Annotated in this window: 16 protein-coding genes; 9 read left to right on the forward strand and 7 right to left on the reverse strand. The window is 67.2% G+C overall.

Going from position 1 to position 15790, the window contains the following annotated elements:
* Positions 1-176: 176 nt before the first annotated feature.
* Complete coding sequence (locus VQ067_RS01985; RefSeq protein WP_004365011.1) at positions 177-539, forward strand: hypothetical protein; 363 nt, start codon at positions 177-179, stop codon at positions 537-539.
* Positions 540-575: 36 nt separating this feature from the next.
* Here the strand turns inward: VQ067_RS01985 and VQ067_RS01990 are convergent, their stop codons facing one another.
* On the reverse strand, positions 576-1727 hold the full coding sequence (locus VQ067_RS01990) for a glycerophosphodiester phosphodiesterase (protein WP_003110415.1): 1152 nt from the start codon (positions 1725-1727) through the stop codon (positions 576-578).
* A 209-nt stretch (positions 1728-1936) separates the two neighbouring features.
* Between VQ067_RS01990 and VQ067_RS01995 the strand changes: the two genes are divergently transcribed.
* From VQ067_RS01995 to VQ067_RS02005, 3 genes are all read left to right on the forward strand, one after another.
* On the forward strand, positions 1937-3031 hold the full coding sequence (locus VQ067_RS01995) for a hypothetical protein (RefSeq protein WP_003110414.1): 1095 nt from the start codon (positions 1937-1939) through the stop codon (positions 3029-3031).
* Positions 3028-4068 carry a hypothetical protein gene (locus VQ067_RS02000; protein WP_012613491.1) on the forward strand — a complete coding sequence of 347 codons (1041 nt, stop codon included), beginning with the start codon at positions 3028-3030 and terminating at the stop codon, positions 4066-4068. The genes VQ067_RS01995 and VQ067_RS02000 overlap by 4 nt, the downstream gene beginning before the upstream one ends.
* Before the next feature lie 70 nt (positions 4069-4138).
* Positions 4139-4645 carry a dihydrofolate reductase gene (locus VQ067_RS02005; RefSeq protein ID WP_003084430.1) on the forward strand — a complete coding sequence of 169 codons (507 nt, stop codon included), beginning with the start codon at positions 4139-4141 and terminating at the stop codon, positions 4643-4645.
* 15 nt (positions 4646-4660) lie between these two features.
* Here VQ067_RS02005 and VQ067_RS02010 read toward each other — a convergent pair whose 3' ends face one another.
* The 5 genes from VQ067_RS02010 to pfpI form a co-directional block, all read right to left on the reverse strand.
* On the reverse strand, positions 4661-5134 hold the full coding sequence (locus VQ067_RS02010; RefSeq protein ID WP_003102894.1) for a metallophosphoesterase family protein: 474 nt from the start codon (positions 5132-5134) through the stop codon (positions 4661-4663).
* Positions 5135-5272: 138 nt separating this feature from the next.
* On the reverse strand, positions 5273-6658 hold the full coding sequence (locus VQ067_RS02015) for a nucleobase:cation symporter-2 family protein (RefSeq protein WP_003102887.1): 1386 nt from the start codon (positions 6656-6658) through the stop codon (positions 5273-5275).
* Between the two features lie 229 nt (positions 6659-6887).
* Entirely contained in the window at positions 6888-8726 is a 1839-nt protein-coding gene (ilvD, locus tag VQ067_RS02020; protein WP_003084436.1) for a dihydroxy-acid dehydratase, read from the reverse strand.
* Between the two features lie 328 nt (positions 8727-9054).
* A complete protein-coding gene (locus tag VQ067_RS02025; RefSeq protein WP_019485881.1) occupies positions 9055-10251 on the reverse strand; it encodes a class I SAM-dependent rRNA methyltransferase in 1197 nt (398 codons plus the stop codon).
* A gap of 72 nt (positions 10252-10323) precedes the next feature.
* Positions 10324-10863: a protease PfpI gene (gene pfpI / locus VQ067_RS02030; RefSeq protein WP_003110411.1), complete on the reverse strand. Its 540-nt coding sequence runs from the start codon at positions 10861-10863 to the stop codon at positions 10324-10326.
* A 216-nt stretch (positions 10864-11079) separates the two neighbouring features.
* Between pfpI and VQ067_RS02035 the strand changes: the two genes are divergently transcribed.
* The 5 genes from VQ067_RS02035 to VQ067_RS02055 all read left to right on the forward strand — a co-directional run bounded on the left by VQ067_RS02035 (position 11080) and on the right by VQ067_RS02055 (position 15113).
* A complete protein-coding gene (locus VQ067_RS02035) occupies positions 11080-11904 on the forward strand; it encodes an HDOD domain-containing protein (RefSeq protein ID WP_003128920.1) in 825 nt (274 codons plus the stop codon).
* 58 nt (positions 11905-11962) lie between these two features.
* Complete coding sequence (gene mutM / locus VQ067_RS02040; protein WP_003102876.1) at positions 11963-12775, forward strand: bifunctional DNA-formamidopyrimidine glycosylase/DNA-(apurinic or apyrimidinic site) lyase; 813 nt, start codon at positions 11963-11965, stop codon at positions 12773-12775.
* 76 nt (positions 12776-12851) lie between these two features.
* Entirely contained in the window at positions 12852-13430 is a 579-nt protein-coding gene (locus VQ067_RS02045) for a lysophospholipid acyltransferase family protein (RefSeq protein WP_003084450.1), read from the forward strand.
* Positions 13431-13512: 82 nt separating this feature from the next.
* Positions 13513-13857: a hypothetical protein gene (locus tag VQ067_RS02050; protein ID WP_003084452.1), complete on the forward strand. Its 345-nt coding sequence runs from the start codon at positions 13513-13515 to the stop codon at positions 13855-13857.
* 269 nt (positions 13858-14126) lie between these two features.
* The gene (locus tag VQ067_RS02055; RefSeq protein WP_033990774.1) at positions 14127-15113 is read left to right on the forward strand and encodes a tetratricopeptide repeat protein; all 987 of its coding nucleotides are present in this window, start codon (positions 14127-14129) and stop codon (positions 15111-15113) included.
* 112 nt (positions 15114-15225) lie between these two features.
* Here the strand turns inward: VQ067_RS02055 and VQ067_RS02060 are convergent, their stop codons facing one another.
* The gene (locus tag VQ067_RS02060; RefSeq protein ID WP_003084454.1) at positions 15226-15657 is read right to left on the reverse strand and encodes a hypothetical protein; all 432 of its coding nucleotides are present in this window, start codon (positions 15655-15657) and stop codon (positions 15226-15228) included.
* Positions 15658-15790 lie beyond the last annotated feature (133 nt).

The following is a 15790-nucleotide window of genomic DNA, read 5'->3' on the forward strand; positions in this document are numbered from 1 at the left end:
GATTTCCCTGCCGAGCGTGAATCGTGCCCGGCCAACGGCGTCTGATCAGCGCCAAACATAGCAAAAAGCGCCCCGGCGGCTCATGCTGGCTTGCCAGCCGGCTGGCGGCGGGGTGTGGGATTTTGACTGGCGCCGTGGCGAAAGCGTTCGGCGCCGGTAGCGAGAGGAACACTGAGATGAAGGTAGTACGCCGATACCCCCTGGCGCTGTTGCTGGGGATGGCGGGCGCGCTGGCCGACGAGTTGCCCGATGGCTCCTTGCTGCAACGCTATGGCGTGCAGGCCGACCAGTTGCCGACCCTGGCGGCGGATCCGCCGTCGCGCAAGGAGGAGAAGGAAACGCCGTCGCGCTTCCGGGTGGAGCCGGAGCAGCCCTTGGTGACCTTTGGCGTCAAGGACCACAAGGGCGTGGAACCCACCGGCAACCTGTCGATCGACGCCATGCACGAGCGCGATCGGCGGATCTGCCGGAACATCAGGCGGCAGGCGCTGGAGAAGGGCAAGGCACAGCCCTTCGACGGCTACATCGAGTGTCCATGAGGCCGGCGCCCGCGTACGAGCGCCGGTCGGGCTGCGTCAGCGCTGCTCGCGCAGGCGCACGGCGACGTCCGGCTGGTCGCTGAACAGGCCGTCGATGCCGGCGTCGAGGTAGGCCCTGATCTCGCCGGCCAGGTCGCCGCGCGACTGCGGGTTGCCGTCGGCGCTGCGGAACTCCGCCGGAAGGAAGCTGTTTTCCGCGCGGAAGGTGTAGGGATGCACCTTCAGCCCGGCGGCGTGGGCGTCGCCGACGAAGCGGGTCGGCTGGCCGAGGTTGCCGTTGGCATCGCGAGGAATCACGTAGCTCTTGTCCGGACCGACCCCGTAGGCGTAGCGCGCCACCTGGCGCAGGCCCTTGGCGGTGGCCATCTCGGCGTAGGTCAGGCTGCCGCCGCTGGCCTGCTGGTCGTAGGGCTGGCCGCTGCCGTAGAGCTGGACCAGGCGGATGCCGGTGAGGCGCTTGAGTTCCTTCAGGTTGTTCACCTCGAAGGACTGGATGAATACCGGCGCGCGCGGACCGAGGTAGCCGTTGCGGTGCAGGGTCTTCACCAGCGGGCGTTCCATGGCCAGGCCGAGGCGCTGGAAGTGGGTGCCGTGCTTGATCTCGGGGTACAGGCCGATGGTGCGTTGCTGGCTGATTTGCAGGCTTTTCACCAGGTCGATGATCTCCTGCAGGGTGGGGATCTCGAAGGTGCCGTCCAGGCGCGCATTGCCCGGGCGGATCGTGGGGATGCGCTCGATGGCGCGCAGGGTCTTCAGTTCGGCGAGGGTGAAGTCTTCGCTGAACCAGCCGGTGAGTTCCACTCCGTCGACTTTCTGCGTGCGCTTGCGGTCGGCGAATTCCGGGTGCTGGGCGACATCGGTGGTCAGGCCCAGCTCGTTGTCGTGGCGGGCGACCAGCTTGCCGTCGCGGGTCATCACCAGGTCCGGCTCGACGTAGTCGGCGCCCATCATCACCGCCAGGGCGTAGGCGCCCAGGGTGTGTTCCGGTACGTAACCGCTGGCGCCACGGTGGGCGATGACCAGAGGCGAGCGTTCGTGGCCGGCCGGGTGGCGAACGGAGGCCTGGCCCTGGGCCCAGTCGATGGCGCGTTGTACGTTGCCGGTGTCGGCGTGGGCGGCGCTGGCCAGGCCAGCGGCGAGCATCAGGCAGGCGGCGCCGAGGTGGCGGCGCAGGAAGGCTGGTTGCATGACGGGTCCTCGTCGGCGGTTCGGGAGTGTTCCAGTCCAGCAGAGTGACGCAGCCAGGTGATACTTCTTTGCCCGTTTCGCGACATTCCCGTGACAATCGCCGCCAGCGTGACGACGTCGGCGTTTTCCCGGCCAATCCAACGAAAGGGGCGGACGGCCGGGGCAGGGTATAGGGTGACGGCGCTCGCATAACAATAAGAGGATCGGTGATGGCTTCCGCGCAACCTGCCTCCGCGTTTCCCTGCCTGTCGTTGCAACTGGCCTGCCTGTTGCTGGGCGCCTGGCTGGCCTTCGATGCCCACGGTGGCGGCCAGGCCGTGGCGCCGCCGGCCCGTGTCGAAGCGCGTGTGCCGACGGCCGCTACCGATGACTGGGGGCGCCAGCCGGACAGCCTGATGAGCGCCGTGCCGCCGCGTACGCTGGAGGCGAGTGTCGGCGCCCGCGGCTCGGGATCGGCGAGTTCGCGACTGTGGATCGCCGATACCGACTTCCGCCTGCACGACGACATCGGTTTCTTCATCCAGCGCATGCTGATCCGCATGGAACCGACTCGTCCCGGCGCGCCCTTGTCGCTCGACGATCCGACGGCGATGGTGGCGCGGATCCAGGCCGGTGAGATATTCGTCAGCGACGCCACCCTGGCGACCCTGCTCAACCAGGACCTCGCCGCGTCCCGCGCGGCCGTGCGCAACCTCAGGATGAGCACCCGCAAGGACGGCCAGGAAGTGCGTGGCGAGTTGTTGCGCAAGGGGCGCTGGCGGCCGCTACGGATGCTCACCGAGATCGAGCTGAGCGGTCCGCTGGAGGTGACCCTGGTACCCCGGCGGATCTTCGTCGACGGGGTCGAGGTCACTTCGTCGCTGGCGGCGGCCTCGATCGAGATGTCCGAGGTGCTGAAGCTGAAGACCCGGCACATGGAGCTGGTCGGCAACCGCATCCGCGTCGACCTCGACGGTTTGTTCCCGCCGCCGCGCCTGGACTTCCGCGTCAGTCGCCTGGCCCTGGCCGACGGCGGCATGCAACTCGCCCTCGGCGACTCCCTGGCCGACCTGCAATGGCCGGCATTACGGGCGCCGGACAGCTACATGTTCATCGAGGGCGGCGATATCAAGATGGCGCGCACCGTGCTGGTCAAGGCCTACGCCCTGTTCACCAGCCTCAGCCCGGGGCAGCCGCTGCTGTTCAATCTCTACGACTACCGGCGGCAACTGCAGAACGGTGTGATCCGCCTGCGCGAGGACGGCATGGTGCAGATCGCCGTGTCGCCGGTGAAGGCGCCGGCGCCGCTGGAGGCACGGCTGTGAGCCGGCGTCCGTGGGGCGTGCTGCTTGGCTGGTGCCTGTTGGCGGCCAGCGCGGTCCAGGCCGAAAGCGCCATCGACCGGCAGCAGCGCGAACTGGCCCTGCTGCGCGAGGGCTGGTACCGGCAGGTCCCGCCGGCGCCGGTGCCGCTGCCCATGCGTACGGCCGGGCCGGCGGATTCCGGCCAGGATGGCGTCGGCATACTGCTGCGCAACGTGGACATGTACCTGCGCGGCAACATCGGTTTCCACGTGCCCGAGGTGAAGGGCTGGCTGGTGCCGAACCGGGCCGGCCAGCCGGTGGACTTCGATCGCCCGCAGGACATGCATTTCCAGGTGATGGAGGGCGAGGTGCTGCTCAGCCCGCGGCAACTGGCCAACCTGTTCAACGAGCACATCCTCGCCTACGACGGGACCATGTTGAAGGACTTTCGCATGAGCAGTGCGGCGGGACGCCTGGAGGTGGAGGGACGGGTGCGTCCGCTCGGCGTAGGGCCCTGGCTGCCGCTGCGGCTGGGCGGCGGCGTGGAGGTGGACGCGGCCAGCGGCGCGCTGGTCTATCGGCCCGACCAGTTGAAGGTGATCGGTCTGCCGCTGTACGGGGCGATGAGCCTGGTCGGCTTGCCGATGTCGGCGCTGGTCAGCCTCGATCGGCCGGGGGCGAGCCTGGTGGGCAGCGCCATGCGCCTGGACTACCGCAAGGTCTTCCCGCTGCTGGGCATCGATGGCCACGTACAGGAGGCCTGGCTCGACGACCAGGGGCTGCACCTGCGTTTCTCCCAGGCGCCCGGCCAGCCGTCGCCGGTGTTCAGCCCGCCGGCCGCGGCGGGCCCATCCTTCCTCTGGCTACAGTCCGGCGACCTGAAGATCTTCGAAATCCTCATCACCTACGCCCAGGTGCTGCTGAAGACCGAGACCCCGGACCAGGTGCTGACCTTCAACCTGCAGGACTACCGCAAGGTGCTGGCGACCGGCACCACCCAGGTCAACGAGGATGGCACCTTCTTCATGCAGGTGCCGCCGTATGCCAATCCCTTGTAGGCCGGGCCTGGAGTCCGCCGGCGCGAGTGTTTATCCTCGCGCCTTTGTCCTTCCACGATGAGGTAACCCCATGGCACGACCGCTGGCGATGATCGCCGCCCTTGGCGAGAACCGCGCGATCGGCATCGACAACCGCCTGCCCTGGCGCCTGCCGGCCGACCTCAAGCATTTCAAGGCGATGACCCTCGGCAAGCCGGTGATCATGGGGCGCAAGACCTGGGACTCGCTGGGTCGGCCGCTGCCGGGCCGGCTCAACCTGGTGGTCAGCCGCCAGGCCGGCCTGGCACTGGAGGGTGCGGAAGTGTTCGCCAGCCTGGACGCCGCGCTGGCGCGCGCCGAGGCGTGGGCGCAGGCGGAGGACGCCGACGAACTGATGCTGATCGGCGGCGCCCAGCTCTATGCCGAGGCCTTGCCGCGCGCCGCGCGCCTCTACCTGACCCGGGTGGGCCTGGCGCCGGAAGGCGACGCCTTTTTCCCCGAGATCGATGGTGCGGCCTGGCGCCTGGCGTCGAGCATCGAACACGCCGCGGCTGACGATGCGCCTGCCTACGCCTTCGAGGTATGGGAGCGCCGCTGACGGTTCCAGGCGGGGTCAGAGGGTGATCAGCTCCGCCTCGATCTTCTTCCCCGCCACTTCCAGCACGCCGATCCCGATCGGCAAGCTGAAGCGCCGCGGTCCGGCGCTGCCCGGGTTGAGGTAGAGCACGCCGTCGCGCTCTTCCTTCAGCGGCTTGTGCGAATGTCCGGCGACCACCACGTCGATGCCTTCGGCGGCCGGGTCGAGGTCGAGTCGCTTGAGGTCGTGCAGTACGTAGAGGGTCAGCCGGCCGATCTTCAGCAGCAGGCGCTCGGGGATGTCCGCCGCCCAGTCCTGGGTGTCGTTGTTGCCGCGCACCACCGAGAGCGGCGCCAGGCGTTCCAGCTCGGCGAGGATTTCCGGCTTGCCGATGTCGCCGGCATGGATCAACTGGTCGCAGCCGCGCAACCGTTCCAGCGCCTCGGGCCGGAGCAGGCCATGGGTGTCGGCGATCAGGCCGATGCGCAACGGGCGGCGGGACTGGGGCATGGGCGCGGGTCCGGGTTGCGGGACGGAAGAGGGTGGCCGACGGGCATGGCCATGCCGTCGATCATACCCAACCATTGGCCGGGTACGAAAACCCTTCGGCGAAAACCGCGACGCCACCCGGAGGTGGCGCCGCGCCTATCAGTGTCCGGCCTTCTGGACCGGGCTTTCCGGCAGGAACCAGTTCAGCAGCAGGGCGCAGATGCCGCCGGTGGCGACCCCGGACTCCAGCACGTTGCGCAGCGCCGCGGGCATGTGCGCGAGGAACTCCGGCACCTGCGAAACGCCCAGGCCGAGGGCCAGGGACACGGCGATGATCAGCAGGGCGCGGCGGTCCAGCTGGATGCCGGCGAGGATGTTGATGCCCGAAGCGGCCACCGCGCCGAACATCACCATCGCCGCGCCGCCCAGTACCGGTTCCGGCACCGCCTGGATGACGCCGGCGACGCTCGGGAACAGGCCGAGCAGGACCAGCATGGCGGCGATCCATAGGCCGACGTAGCGGCTGGCCACTCCGGTGAGCTGGATCACCCCGTTGTTCTGGGCGAACACCGAGCTGGGGAAGGTATTGAAGATACCGGCGAGGAACGAGTTGGCGCCGTTGACCAGCACGCCGCCCTTGATCCGCTGCATCCACAGCGGGCCTTCCACCGGCTGCTTCGACACCTTGCTGGTGGCGGTGACGTCGCCGATGGCTTCCAGGGAAGTGACCAGGTAGATCACCAGCATCGGGATGAACAGCGGCCAGGAGAAGTCCAGGCCGAAGTGCAGCGGGGTCGGTACCTGGAACAGCTCGGCCTGGTGCATGCCGGTGAAGTCCAGGCGGCCGAGGTAGCCGGCCAGCGCGTAGCCGACGGCCAGGGCGATGACGATGGCGCAACTGCGCATCCATACCACCGGGATGCGATTGAGCACCACGATGATGCCCAGCACCACGCCGGACAGCAGCAGGTTCTCGCCGTTGGCGAAGGTGCCGTTGGACATCGCCGAGAAGCCGCCACCCATGCTGATCAGGCCGACCTTGATCAGGGTCAGGCCGATCATCAGCACGACGATGCCGGTCACCAGCGGGGTGATCAGCCGCTTGACGAACGGCAGTATGCGCGAGATGCCCATCTCGACGAAGGAGCCGGCGATGACCACGCCGAAGATCGCCGCCATCACGCTTTCCACCGGCGTACCCTGCTTGACCATCAGCGCCCCGCCGGCGATCAGCGGGCCGACGAAGTTGAAGCTGGTGCCCTGGACGATCAACAGTCCGGCGCCGAACGGGCCGAAGCGCTTGCACTGGACGAAGGTGGCGATGCCGGAAATCACCAGCGACATCGACACGATCAGATTGGTGTCGCGCGGCGATACGCCCAGCGCCTGGCAGATCAGCAGGCCGGGGGTAACGATCGGCACGATGATCGCCAGCAGGTGCTGGAGGGCGGCGAGCAGGGCGATGGGAGCGCTGGGACGGTCGTCCAGGCCATAGACCAGGTCGTTGCGGGCGCTGGCGTCCGACGGGCTTTGCAGGGAACTCATGGTGGCGGTCCGGGGAAAAAGAGCGCGATTTTACTGGGCGAACACGGTCTCGCCCAGGCCTGGCTGCGCCGCATGTCGGCGGATAACGCCGGTGGCGTATGCGCCCTACGGTTGGAGCGTGGGTGAGCGGTAGGGCGAATGACCGCTTGCGATTATCCGCCATTCGGCGCGCGCACGCGTGAATGAAAAAGCCCGGCGCGGGACCGGGCTTTTTTCGTCGCGGGACGATTCAGCCGTCCAGCAGTGCCTTGTTGCGTACCGCGCCCTTGTCGGCGCTGGTGGCGAGCAGGGCGTAGGCCTTGAGCGCGGTGCTGACGCGGCGGGCACGCGGCGCGGCCGGCTTCCAGCCCTTCTTGTCCTGTTCGGCGCGGCGTGCGGCGAGTTCTTCGTCGCTGACCAGCAGGTTGATCGAGCGATTGGGAATGTCGATCAGCACCTTGTCGCCGTCCTGCACCAGGCCGATGGCGCCGCCGGCGGCGGCTTCCGGGGAGGCGTGGCCGATGGACAGGCCCGAGGTGCCGCCGGAGAAGCGTCCGTCGGTGAGCAGGGCGCACTGCTTGCCCAGGCCCTTGGACTTCAGGTAGCTGGTCGGATAGAGCATTTCCTGCATGCCCGGCCCGCCCTTCGGTCCTTCGTAGCGGATGATCACGATGTCGCCGGCCTTCACCTCGTCGCCGAGGATGCCTTTCACCGCGGCGTCCTGGCTTTCGAAGATCTTCGCGCTGCCTTCGAACACGTGGATCGACTCGTCGACCCCGGCGGTCTTCACCACGCAGCCGTCGAGAGCGATGTTGCCGTAGAGCACGGCCAGCCCGCCTTCCTTGGAATAGGCATGCTCGACGCTGCGGATGCAGCCCTCGGCGCGGTCGTCGTCCAGGCTCGGCCAGCGGGTGTTCTGGCTGAACGCGGTCTGGGTCGGGATGCCCGCCGGACCGGCCTTGAAGAAGGTGTGCACGGCTTCGTCGCGGGTCTGGGTGATGTCCCACTGGGCGATGGCGTCGGCCATGCTCGGGCTGTGCACGGTGGGGACGTCGGTGTGCAGCAGGCCACCGCGGGCCAGTTCGCCGAGGATGGAGAAGATGCCGCCGGCGCGATGCACGTCTTCCATGTGGTACTTCTGGATGTTCGGCGCCACCTTGCACAGTTGCGGCACCTTGCGCGACAGGCGGTCGATGTCGCGCAGGTCGAACGGCACCTCGGCCTCCTGGGCGGCGGCCAGCAGGTGCAGGATGGTATTGGTCGAGCCGCCCATGGCGATGTCCAGGGTCATGGCGTTCTCGAAGGCCTTGAAGTTGGCGATGTTGCGCGGCAGCACGCTGTCGTCGCCTTCGCCGTAGTAGCGCTGGCAGAGTTCCACGGCCAGGCGCCCGGCGCGCAGGAACAGTTGCTCGCGGTCGGCGTGGGTGGCCAGGGTCGAGCCGTTGCCCGGCAGCGACAGGCCGAGCGCCTCGGTCAGGCAGTTCATCGAGTTGGCGGTGAACATGCCGGAGCAGGAGCCGCAGGTCGGGCAGGCGCTGCGCTCGTACTCGGCGACCTTCTCGTCGGAGCAGGAGTCGTCGGCGGCCACCACCATGGCATCGACCAGGTCCAGGCCGTGGCTGGCCAGCTTGGTCTTGCCGGCTTCCATCGGCCCGCCGGAGACGAACACTACCGGGATGTTCAGGCGCAGCGCGGCCATCAGCATGCCGGGGGTGATCTTGTCGCAGTTGGAGATGCAGACGATGGCGTCGGCGCAGTGGGCGTTGACCATGTATTCCACGGAGTCGGCGATGATCTCCCGGCTCGGCAGCGAATAGAGCATGCCGTCGTGGCCCATGGCGATGCCGTCGTCGACGGCGATGGTGTTGAATTCCTTGGCCACGCCGCCGGCCTTCTCGATCTCGCGGGCGACCAGTTGGCCGAGGTCCTTCAGGTGCACGTGGCCGGGCACGAACTGGGTGAAGGAGTTGGCGATGGCGATGATCGGCTTTTTGAAGTCTTCGTCCTTCATCCCGGTGGCGCGCCAGAGGGCGCGGGCGCCGGCCATGTTGCGGCCGTGGGTGGAGGTTTTCGAGCGGTAATCGGGCATGACGATTTCCTGCGGCTAATCAGGTTCGGGTTATGACTGTATCGTGAGCGTCGAAGGAACCGGATGCAAACGGGGAATAGCCGAGTGTACGGAGTTGGCCGGGGTCTGAATGGGGTCACCATTGGCGACGGCCTGGGCTCACTGCCCGCCGGGGGATGATTGGCGAGGAATGCCCGGATTCTAAGCCCAGAGCGGGCGAATGGGGAAGGCTGGCGGTCGGCGGAGCGGCGCGTCGCGACCAGGGTTGGCCTCTTGCGCCGCCCGTCGCGCCGCGAGAGGCGGTGGCCGTAGGGCGGATGAACGCAGGCGCTCATCCGCCGGGACGGGCTCAGCCGTTGGGCAGCAGCCGGCAGATCAGGCTCTTGATGTAGCGGGTTTCCGCGATCGCCAGGTGCACCGGATGGTCGGGGCCCTGGCCGCCGCGCTCGAGCAGCTGGATGTTGCGGTCGAGATGGCGGGCGCTGCCGATCAGGATGTTCTGCAGGTCGTCCTCGGGCAGGTGCATCGAGCAGGAGGCGCTGACCAGGATGCCGTCCTTGCTCAGCAGGCGCATGGCCTGTTCGTTGAGACGGCGGTAGGCGGCCTCGCCGTTCTTCAGGTCCTTCTTGCGCTTGATGAAGGCCGGCGGGTCGGCGATCACCACGTCGAAGCGTTCGTCGGCGGCCTTCAGCTCGCGCAGGGCCTCGAACACGTCGCCCTCGACGCAGGCGACCTTCTCCGCCACGCCGTTCAGCGCCGCGTTGCGCTCGACGCCGTCGAGGGCGAAGGCGGACGCGTCCACGCACATCACTTCGCTGGCGCCGAAGGCGGCGGCCTGGATGCCCCAGCCACCGATATAGCTGAACAGGTCGAGGACCCGCTTGCCCTGCACGTAGGGCGCCAGGCGCGCGCGGTTCATGCGGTGGTCGTAGAACCAGCCGGTCTTCTGCCCGGCCAGCACCGGCGCCTCGAACTTCACGCCGTTCTCTTCCAGCGCGACCCACTCCGGCACTTCGCCGTAGGCGTTGGCCACGTAGCGCTCCAGGCCCTCGGCGTCGCGCGCGCTGGAGTCGTTCTTCCAGAGCACGGCGGCGGGCTTGAGCACCTGCAGCAGGGCAGCGAGCACCTCGTCCTTGCGCAGTTCCATGGCCGCGGACGCCAGTTGCACCACCAGCACGTCGCCGAAGCGATCGACCACCAGGCCGGGCAGCAGGTCGGAATCGCCGTAGACCAGCCGGTAGAACGGCTTGTCGAAAAGCCGCTCGCGCAGGCTGAGGGCGATGTTGATGCGATGAACCAGCAGCGATTTGTCGAGAACGTGCTTGGTATCACGGGAAATGAGGCGGCCGCAGATGAGATTGTTCGGGCTCAGCGCGACGATGCCCAGCGGCTTGCCGTTGGCCATTTCCAGCACCGCCTGGTCGCCGGCGGCGAAGGCATTCAGCGGCGTCGCGGCGACATCCACCTCGTTGCTGTAGACCCACAGGTGGCCGGCGCGCAGGCGGCGCTCGGCGTTGGCTTTGAGACGCAAGCTGGGCAGGGTCATGGGAAAGGCTCCGGCAAAAGAGCGCGATTATAGCGCAGCGACGGGATTCGCCGCTGCGCGAACGCGGGCCGTTCAGCCGGCGAGGATTTCGATGAATCGACGGTTGAAGGCCGGGATGTCTTCGGGTTTGCGGCTGCTCACCAGCTTGCCGTCCACCGCTACCTCCTGGTCCACCCAGTGGCCGCCGGCGTTGTTGATGTCGTCCTTGAGCGACGGCCAACTGGTCAGGGTACGACCCTGCACCAGGCCGGCGGAGATCAGCAGCCAGGCGCCGTGGCAGATCACCGCCACCGGCTTGCTCGCCTGTTCGGCGCGGATCGCCAGTTCCTGGGCCTTGGCCAGGCTGCGGATCTGGTCGGAATTGATCACCCCGCCGGGCAGCAGCAGGGCGTCGTAGTCGTCCAGGCTGGCGTCTTCGAAGGTGCCGTCGACGCGGAAGGCGTCGGCTGGCTGGTGATGGTTCCAGCCGCGCACCTCGCCGGCCTTGTCGGAAAGAATCCTTACCGTGGCGCCGGCGTCTTCCAGCGCTTTTTTCGGACCGGTCAGTTCGACCTGTTCGAAACCGTCGGTCACCAGGGCGGCGACGACCTTGCCGTGCAGGGATTGGGTCATGGCGTGTCTCCCGATATCGGATGGGGGTATTCATTCCGACCCTGGCGGCTGCGGGAAAAGTTCCATGCCCGTTGCCTGGCGCCGCTTTTCCGGCAGAAGCCCGCCCCATGGCGGGGTTCTCCGGGTAAACTGCGCACACCGTCAACTTTCGCCCCCGCCCTCATGGTCCAAGAACTCACCGCCGAGCAGATCCGCCAGGCCCTGCAAGGCATCAGCGTGCCGCCGCAACCCCAGATCATGGTCGACCTGCAGATGGAGCAGGTCATGCCCAATCCGGACCTGAAGAACATCGCCAGGCTGATCAGCCAGGACCCGGGCCTTTCCGGCGCCCTCCTGAAACTGGTGAACTCGCCGTTCTTCGGCCTGGCCAACCGCATCACTTCGATCCAGCGCGCGGTGAACCTGCTGGGCAGTCGTTCGGTGATCAACCTGATCAACGCCCAGTCGATCAAGGGCGAGATGAGCGACGACACCATCGTCACCCTCAACCGTTTCTGGGACACCGCCCAGGACGTGGCCATGAGCTGCCTGAGCCTGGCCAAGCGGGTCGGCTACGAGTCGGTGGACGAAGCCTACGCCCTCGGCCTGTTCCACAACTGCGGCATTCCGCTGATGCTCAAGCGCTTCCCGCACTATATGGCGGTGCTGGAGGAGGCCTATGCCGCCGCCAGCGACGAGCGCCGGGTGGTGGACACCGAGAACCGCGTGCTGAACACCAACCATGCGGTGGTCGGCTACTACACCGCGCGTTCCTGGCGCCTGCCGGAGCACGTCTGCGAGGCGATTGCCAACCACCACAACGCGCTGTCGATCTTCGGCGACGAGTCGGCCCGCGACACCCAGCTGAAGAACCTGCTGGCGATCCTGAAGATGGCCGAGCACATCTGCGGCTCGCACCGGATTCTCGGCAACCAGCCGGAAGACCACGAGTGGAACAGCATCGGCGCGCTGGTGCTGGACTACGTCGGGCTCACCGACTACGACTTCGAGAACCTCAAGGGCTCGATTCTCGAGCTGGGCGTCGGCCAGGGCAGCTACTGACTGGCCGCGCCGCGGCGCTTCCTGCTAAGGTGCCGCGGTCAACCGGATTGCTGCCGCCATGCCCGAACTACCCGAAGTCGAAACCACCCGCCGGGGCATCGCCCCCTACCTCGAAGGCCAGCGCGTCGAGCGCGTGATCGTGCGCGAGCGGCGCCTGCGCTGGCCGATCCCCGAAGACCTGGACGTGCGCCTCTCCGGACAACGCATCGTCAGCGTCGAGCGCCGCGCCAAGTACCTGCTGCTGGGCGCCGAGGCCGGTACGCTGATCAGCCACCTGGGCATGTCCGGCAGCCTGAGGCTGGTGGAGAGCGGCACCCCGGCCAGTCGCCACGAGCACGTCGACATCGAGTTGGCCTCGGGCATGGCCCTGCGCTACACCGATCCGCGGCGCTTCGGCGCCATGCTCTGGAGCCTGGCGCCACTGGAACACGAGCTGCTGCGCAACCTCGGCCCGGAACCGCTGACCGACGCTTTCGCCGGCCAGCGTCTGTTCGAGCTGTCGCGCGGGCGGAGCATGGCGGTCAAGCCGTTCATCATGGACAACGCGGTGGTGGTCGGGGTCGGCAACATCTACGCCAGCGAAGCGCTGTTCGCCGCCGGCATCGATCCGCGCAAGCCCGCCGGGAGCATCTCCAAGGCGCGCTACCTGCGCCTGGCGGAGGAGATCAAGCGGATCCTGGCGATCGCCATCGAGCGCGGCGGCACCACCCTGCGCGATTTCGTCGGCGGCGACGGCCAGCCCGGTTACTTCCAGCAGGAATTGTTCGTCTATGGCCGTGGCGGGGAGTTCTGCAAGGTCTGCGGCAGCACCCTGCGCGAGATCCGCCTAGGCCAGCGCGCCAGCGTGTACTGCCCGCGCTGCCAACGCTGAAGCGCCGCGCCGCGCATACTCTACCGCCACAAGAAGGGCCGCCACGGTGAGCGGCCTGCCATAAGAAAGGTGCACGATGTCCGGCAATTACCTGCCTCGCAACACCCTGGTCGAGTCGCTCGGCCATGCCATGCTGAAACTCTCCGGCTGGAAGATCGAGGGCCAATTGCCCGCGCTCGACAAGTTCGTGGTGATCGGCGCCCACCACACCTCGAACTGGGACTTCGTGGCCTTCCTCGCCGCCAAGTTCGTCCTGCGCCTGAACGCCCGCTGGTTCGGCAAGCACACCCTGTTCAACGGCCCGCTGGGCGGCCTGATGCGGCGCTGGGGCGGTATCCCGATCCAGCGCCACCTGAAGCTGAATACCGTGGACCAGGCGATCCAGGCCTTCCGCGAGCACCGTGAGTTCATGCTGATCATCGCTCCGGAAGGCACGCGCAAGAAGGTCGACCGCTGGCGCATGGGCTTCTACCACATCGCCCGTGGCGCCGGCGTGCCGGTGGTGCCGGCGGCGCTGGACTACGAGAACCGGCGGATCGTCATCGGCGAACCCTTCTGGCCGACCGGCAACGAGGACGCCGACCTGTGCAGCCTGATTGGCTTCTACCGGCCGTTCATCCCGAAAAAGCCGCACTACGCATTCCTCGGCGATTGAAGGCGGTCACGCTGGCACTACCCGCAGCGCTGTTATAGTTAGGCGATATCTGCCCAACCAAAAACCAGAAAGGACCGCCTCCATGAACCTGTTTCGCACCACCGCGCTCGTGCTGGCGCTGACCACCGGGCTCTCGTCCATGCCCGCGCTGGCGGATGCCGTGCAGGAAAACGCCAGCGGCGACCCGATGTACACCGTCGAAGCGCCCCCCGCGTACGCCATGATCGGCGATCTGCTCATCGCCCGTCCCTTCCTGATCGCCGCCACGGCCGTCGGGGCGGTGGCCTTCGTGGTCAGCCTGCCGTTCACCGCGGCCAGCGGCAGCGTCGGCAAGGCCGGCCAGGCGCTGGTGGTCGATCCGGGCAAGGAAGCCTTCGTCCGTTGCCTGGGCTGCACCACCAGCGGCTATAACCACGACGAAAGCTGAGTTTCCAACGGAATGAAAAAAAGCCGGTCATCGACCGGCTTTTTGTTTTCTCGATGCATTGCAGGGGGCACGGAGATTGGGCTAAGTCTTTTCTTCCGCCACGGCAGGCGGCAGCTATAGCGCCGCATCGGCCGATGACAGATGTTCCGCACGGACCGTTCGCGGCACTTGATCGGACTCTCCGATGGTGACAGTGTCCTGCTGACCAGCAAGGTCACAAGGTCGACCAGGGGTGGCCGACCGGCTCAACCAAGATAAGGATTTCGCGTATGTTCAGTCAGTGGGTGTTCCTGTCCGTCCTTGCTCTTGCCGTACCCTCGTTCGCCTGGGCGGAGGACGCGGTGTCCGACCTCGCCAAGGAGCAGTCCAAGGCCGAGCAGGGCGACAAGCGCGGCGATGAACTGTTCGCCGAATTCACCCGCCTCCGCCAGGCCGCCGAGACGGGGGAGCCGCAGGCGCTGTTCGATTTCGGCGCCTACTTCTACCAGCAACAGAACTACGCCAGCGCGCGCGAATGGTGGGGCAAGGCGGCCGCTGCGGGGGTGGTCCGCGCGCAGATCCAACTGGCCATGCTCTATCGCGATGGTGACGGCGGGCCACAGGACAAGACCGAGGCGGCACGCTGGTTCCGGAAGGCCGCGGAGCAGGGGGATGCCGCCGCCCAGAATGAAATGGGCGTTCTCTACTGGAGAGGCGAAGGGGTCGACCAGGACCGGGTGAAGGCCGGGACCTGGTTCGAACGCGCGGCGGCCAGCGGTAGCGAAGACGCCGAAACCAATCTGGGATGGTTCTACCTGGACGACTCGCAAGGCGTCTATTCCGCCACTTCAGACGAGGAAGCCGCCCTGCTGGACCGTTATGCCGGCAGCCGGGAAAAGGCCTTCCAGTGGTTCTGCAAGGCTGCGACCCAGGGAGATGCCCGTGCCCAGTTCAAGGTGGGCGAGGCCTACTGGAACGGTTCCGGTGCCGGGATGAACAAGCTGCAAGCACGGCTCTGGCTGGAAAAGGCCGCACAGCAGCAGGATGCGGATGCCATCGCCTGGCTGGAGAGCGCCGCGAACGCAGCCTGGTACACCCGCCTGGAAAACTGGATTCACGCTGCGCTGGATGGAGAGCTGTCCGGCGTCGCCGACTGCTCCGGTGTCGCCGATCGCCGGCACTCCGGCCGAGGCATGGAGGGCGCCTCGTCTGAACCGGAGGCGGTGGAAGCCAGTGCGGAGGATGCGCAACAGGCGGCTGAAGCGGCGAGCCAGTGAGGCCCGCCGCCTGGATTGCCAGCCGGACTCGTCGGCGAGACGTCTACGCGTGGGCCGGGGCGCCCTGTCGGTCGAGGAGGACCCGGCCGGTCATCGATCGGCTTTTTCTTGTTCAGGGGGTGTAGCGGTATTTCGTTTCCACGTCCTGGCGCTTCCGCGCCAGCGTGGCGCCGTCCAATGCGCCGTTGTCGGCCAGCCGTTGCAGTTCGTCGAAGTCGCGCTGGCGCAGCTTCTCCAGGTGCACCCGGGTCGCGGTGTAGTTGATGCGCTGGGATGCGTCGTAGCCGCTCACCGGGTCCCAGAGGATCGACAGCGGCCAGAACAGCAGGTTGACCACTCCGAGTCCGTAGGAACGGCCGTAGAAGGAGCCGCCGCCGGGGAGCAGGCCGAGGGCCGCGCCGGTGCCGGGGGATTTCTCGATGACCGCCAGGTTGCGGGCTTCGTAATACTCAAGTTCGGCCGTCTGCTGCGAGTTGAGGCCGCTGGCGCAACCGCTGGCGAGGGCGAGGGTGGAGGCGATCAGGAGGGGACGAAACAGCGACATCGGGTTTCCTTGCTTTTGATTATCCAGTATCCGTGTGAGCCGCCTGCGCGGCGGCGCGCAAGCTAGCATGGATGGATGTCAAAAGGCCATTATCGATCGCTGGTATCCGCGTTTTTGAGCGCTGTCTCTCGTT

The sequence above is a fragment of the Pseudomonas sp. KBN12P06040 genome (assembly GCF_037574965.1).
Classification (GTDB): domain Bacteria; phylum Pseudomonadota; class Gammaproteobacteria; order Pseudomonadales; family Pseudomonadaceae; genus Pseudomonas; species Pseudomonas aeruginosa.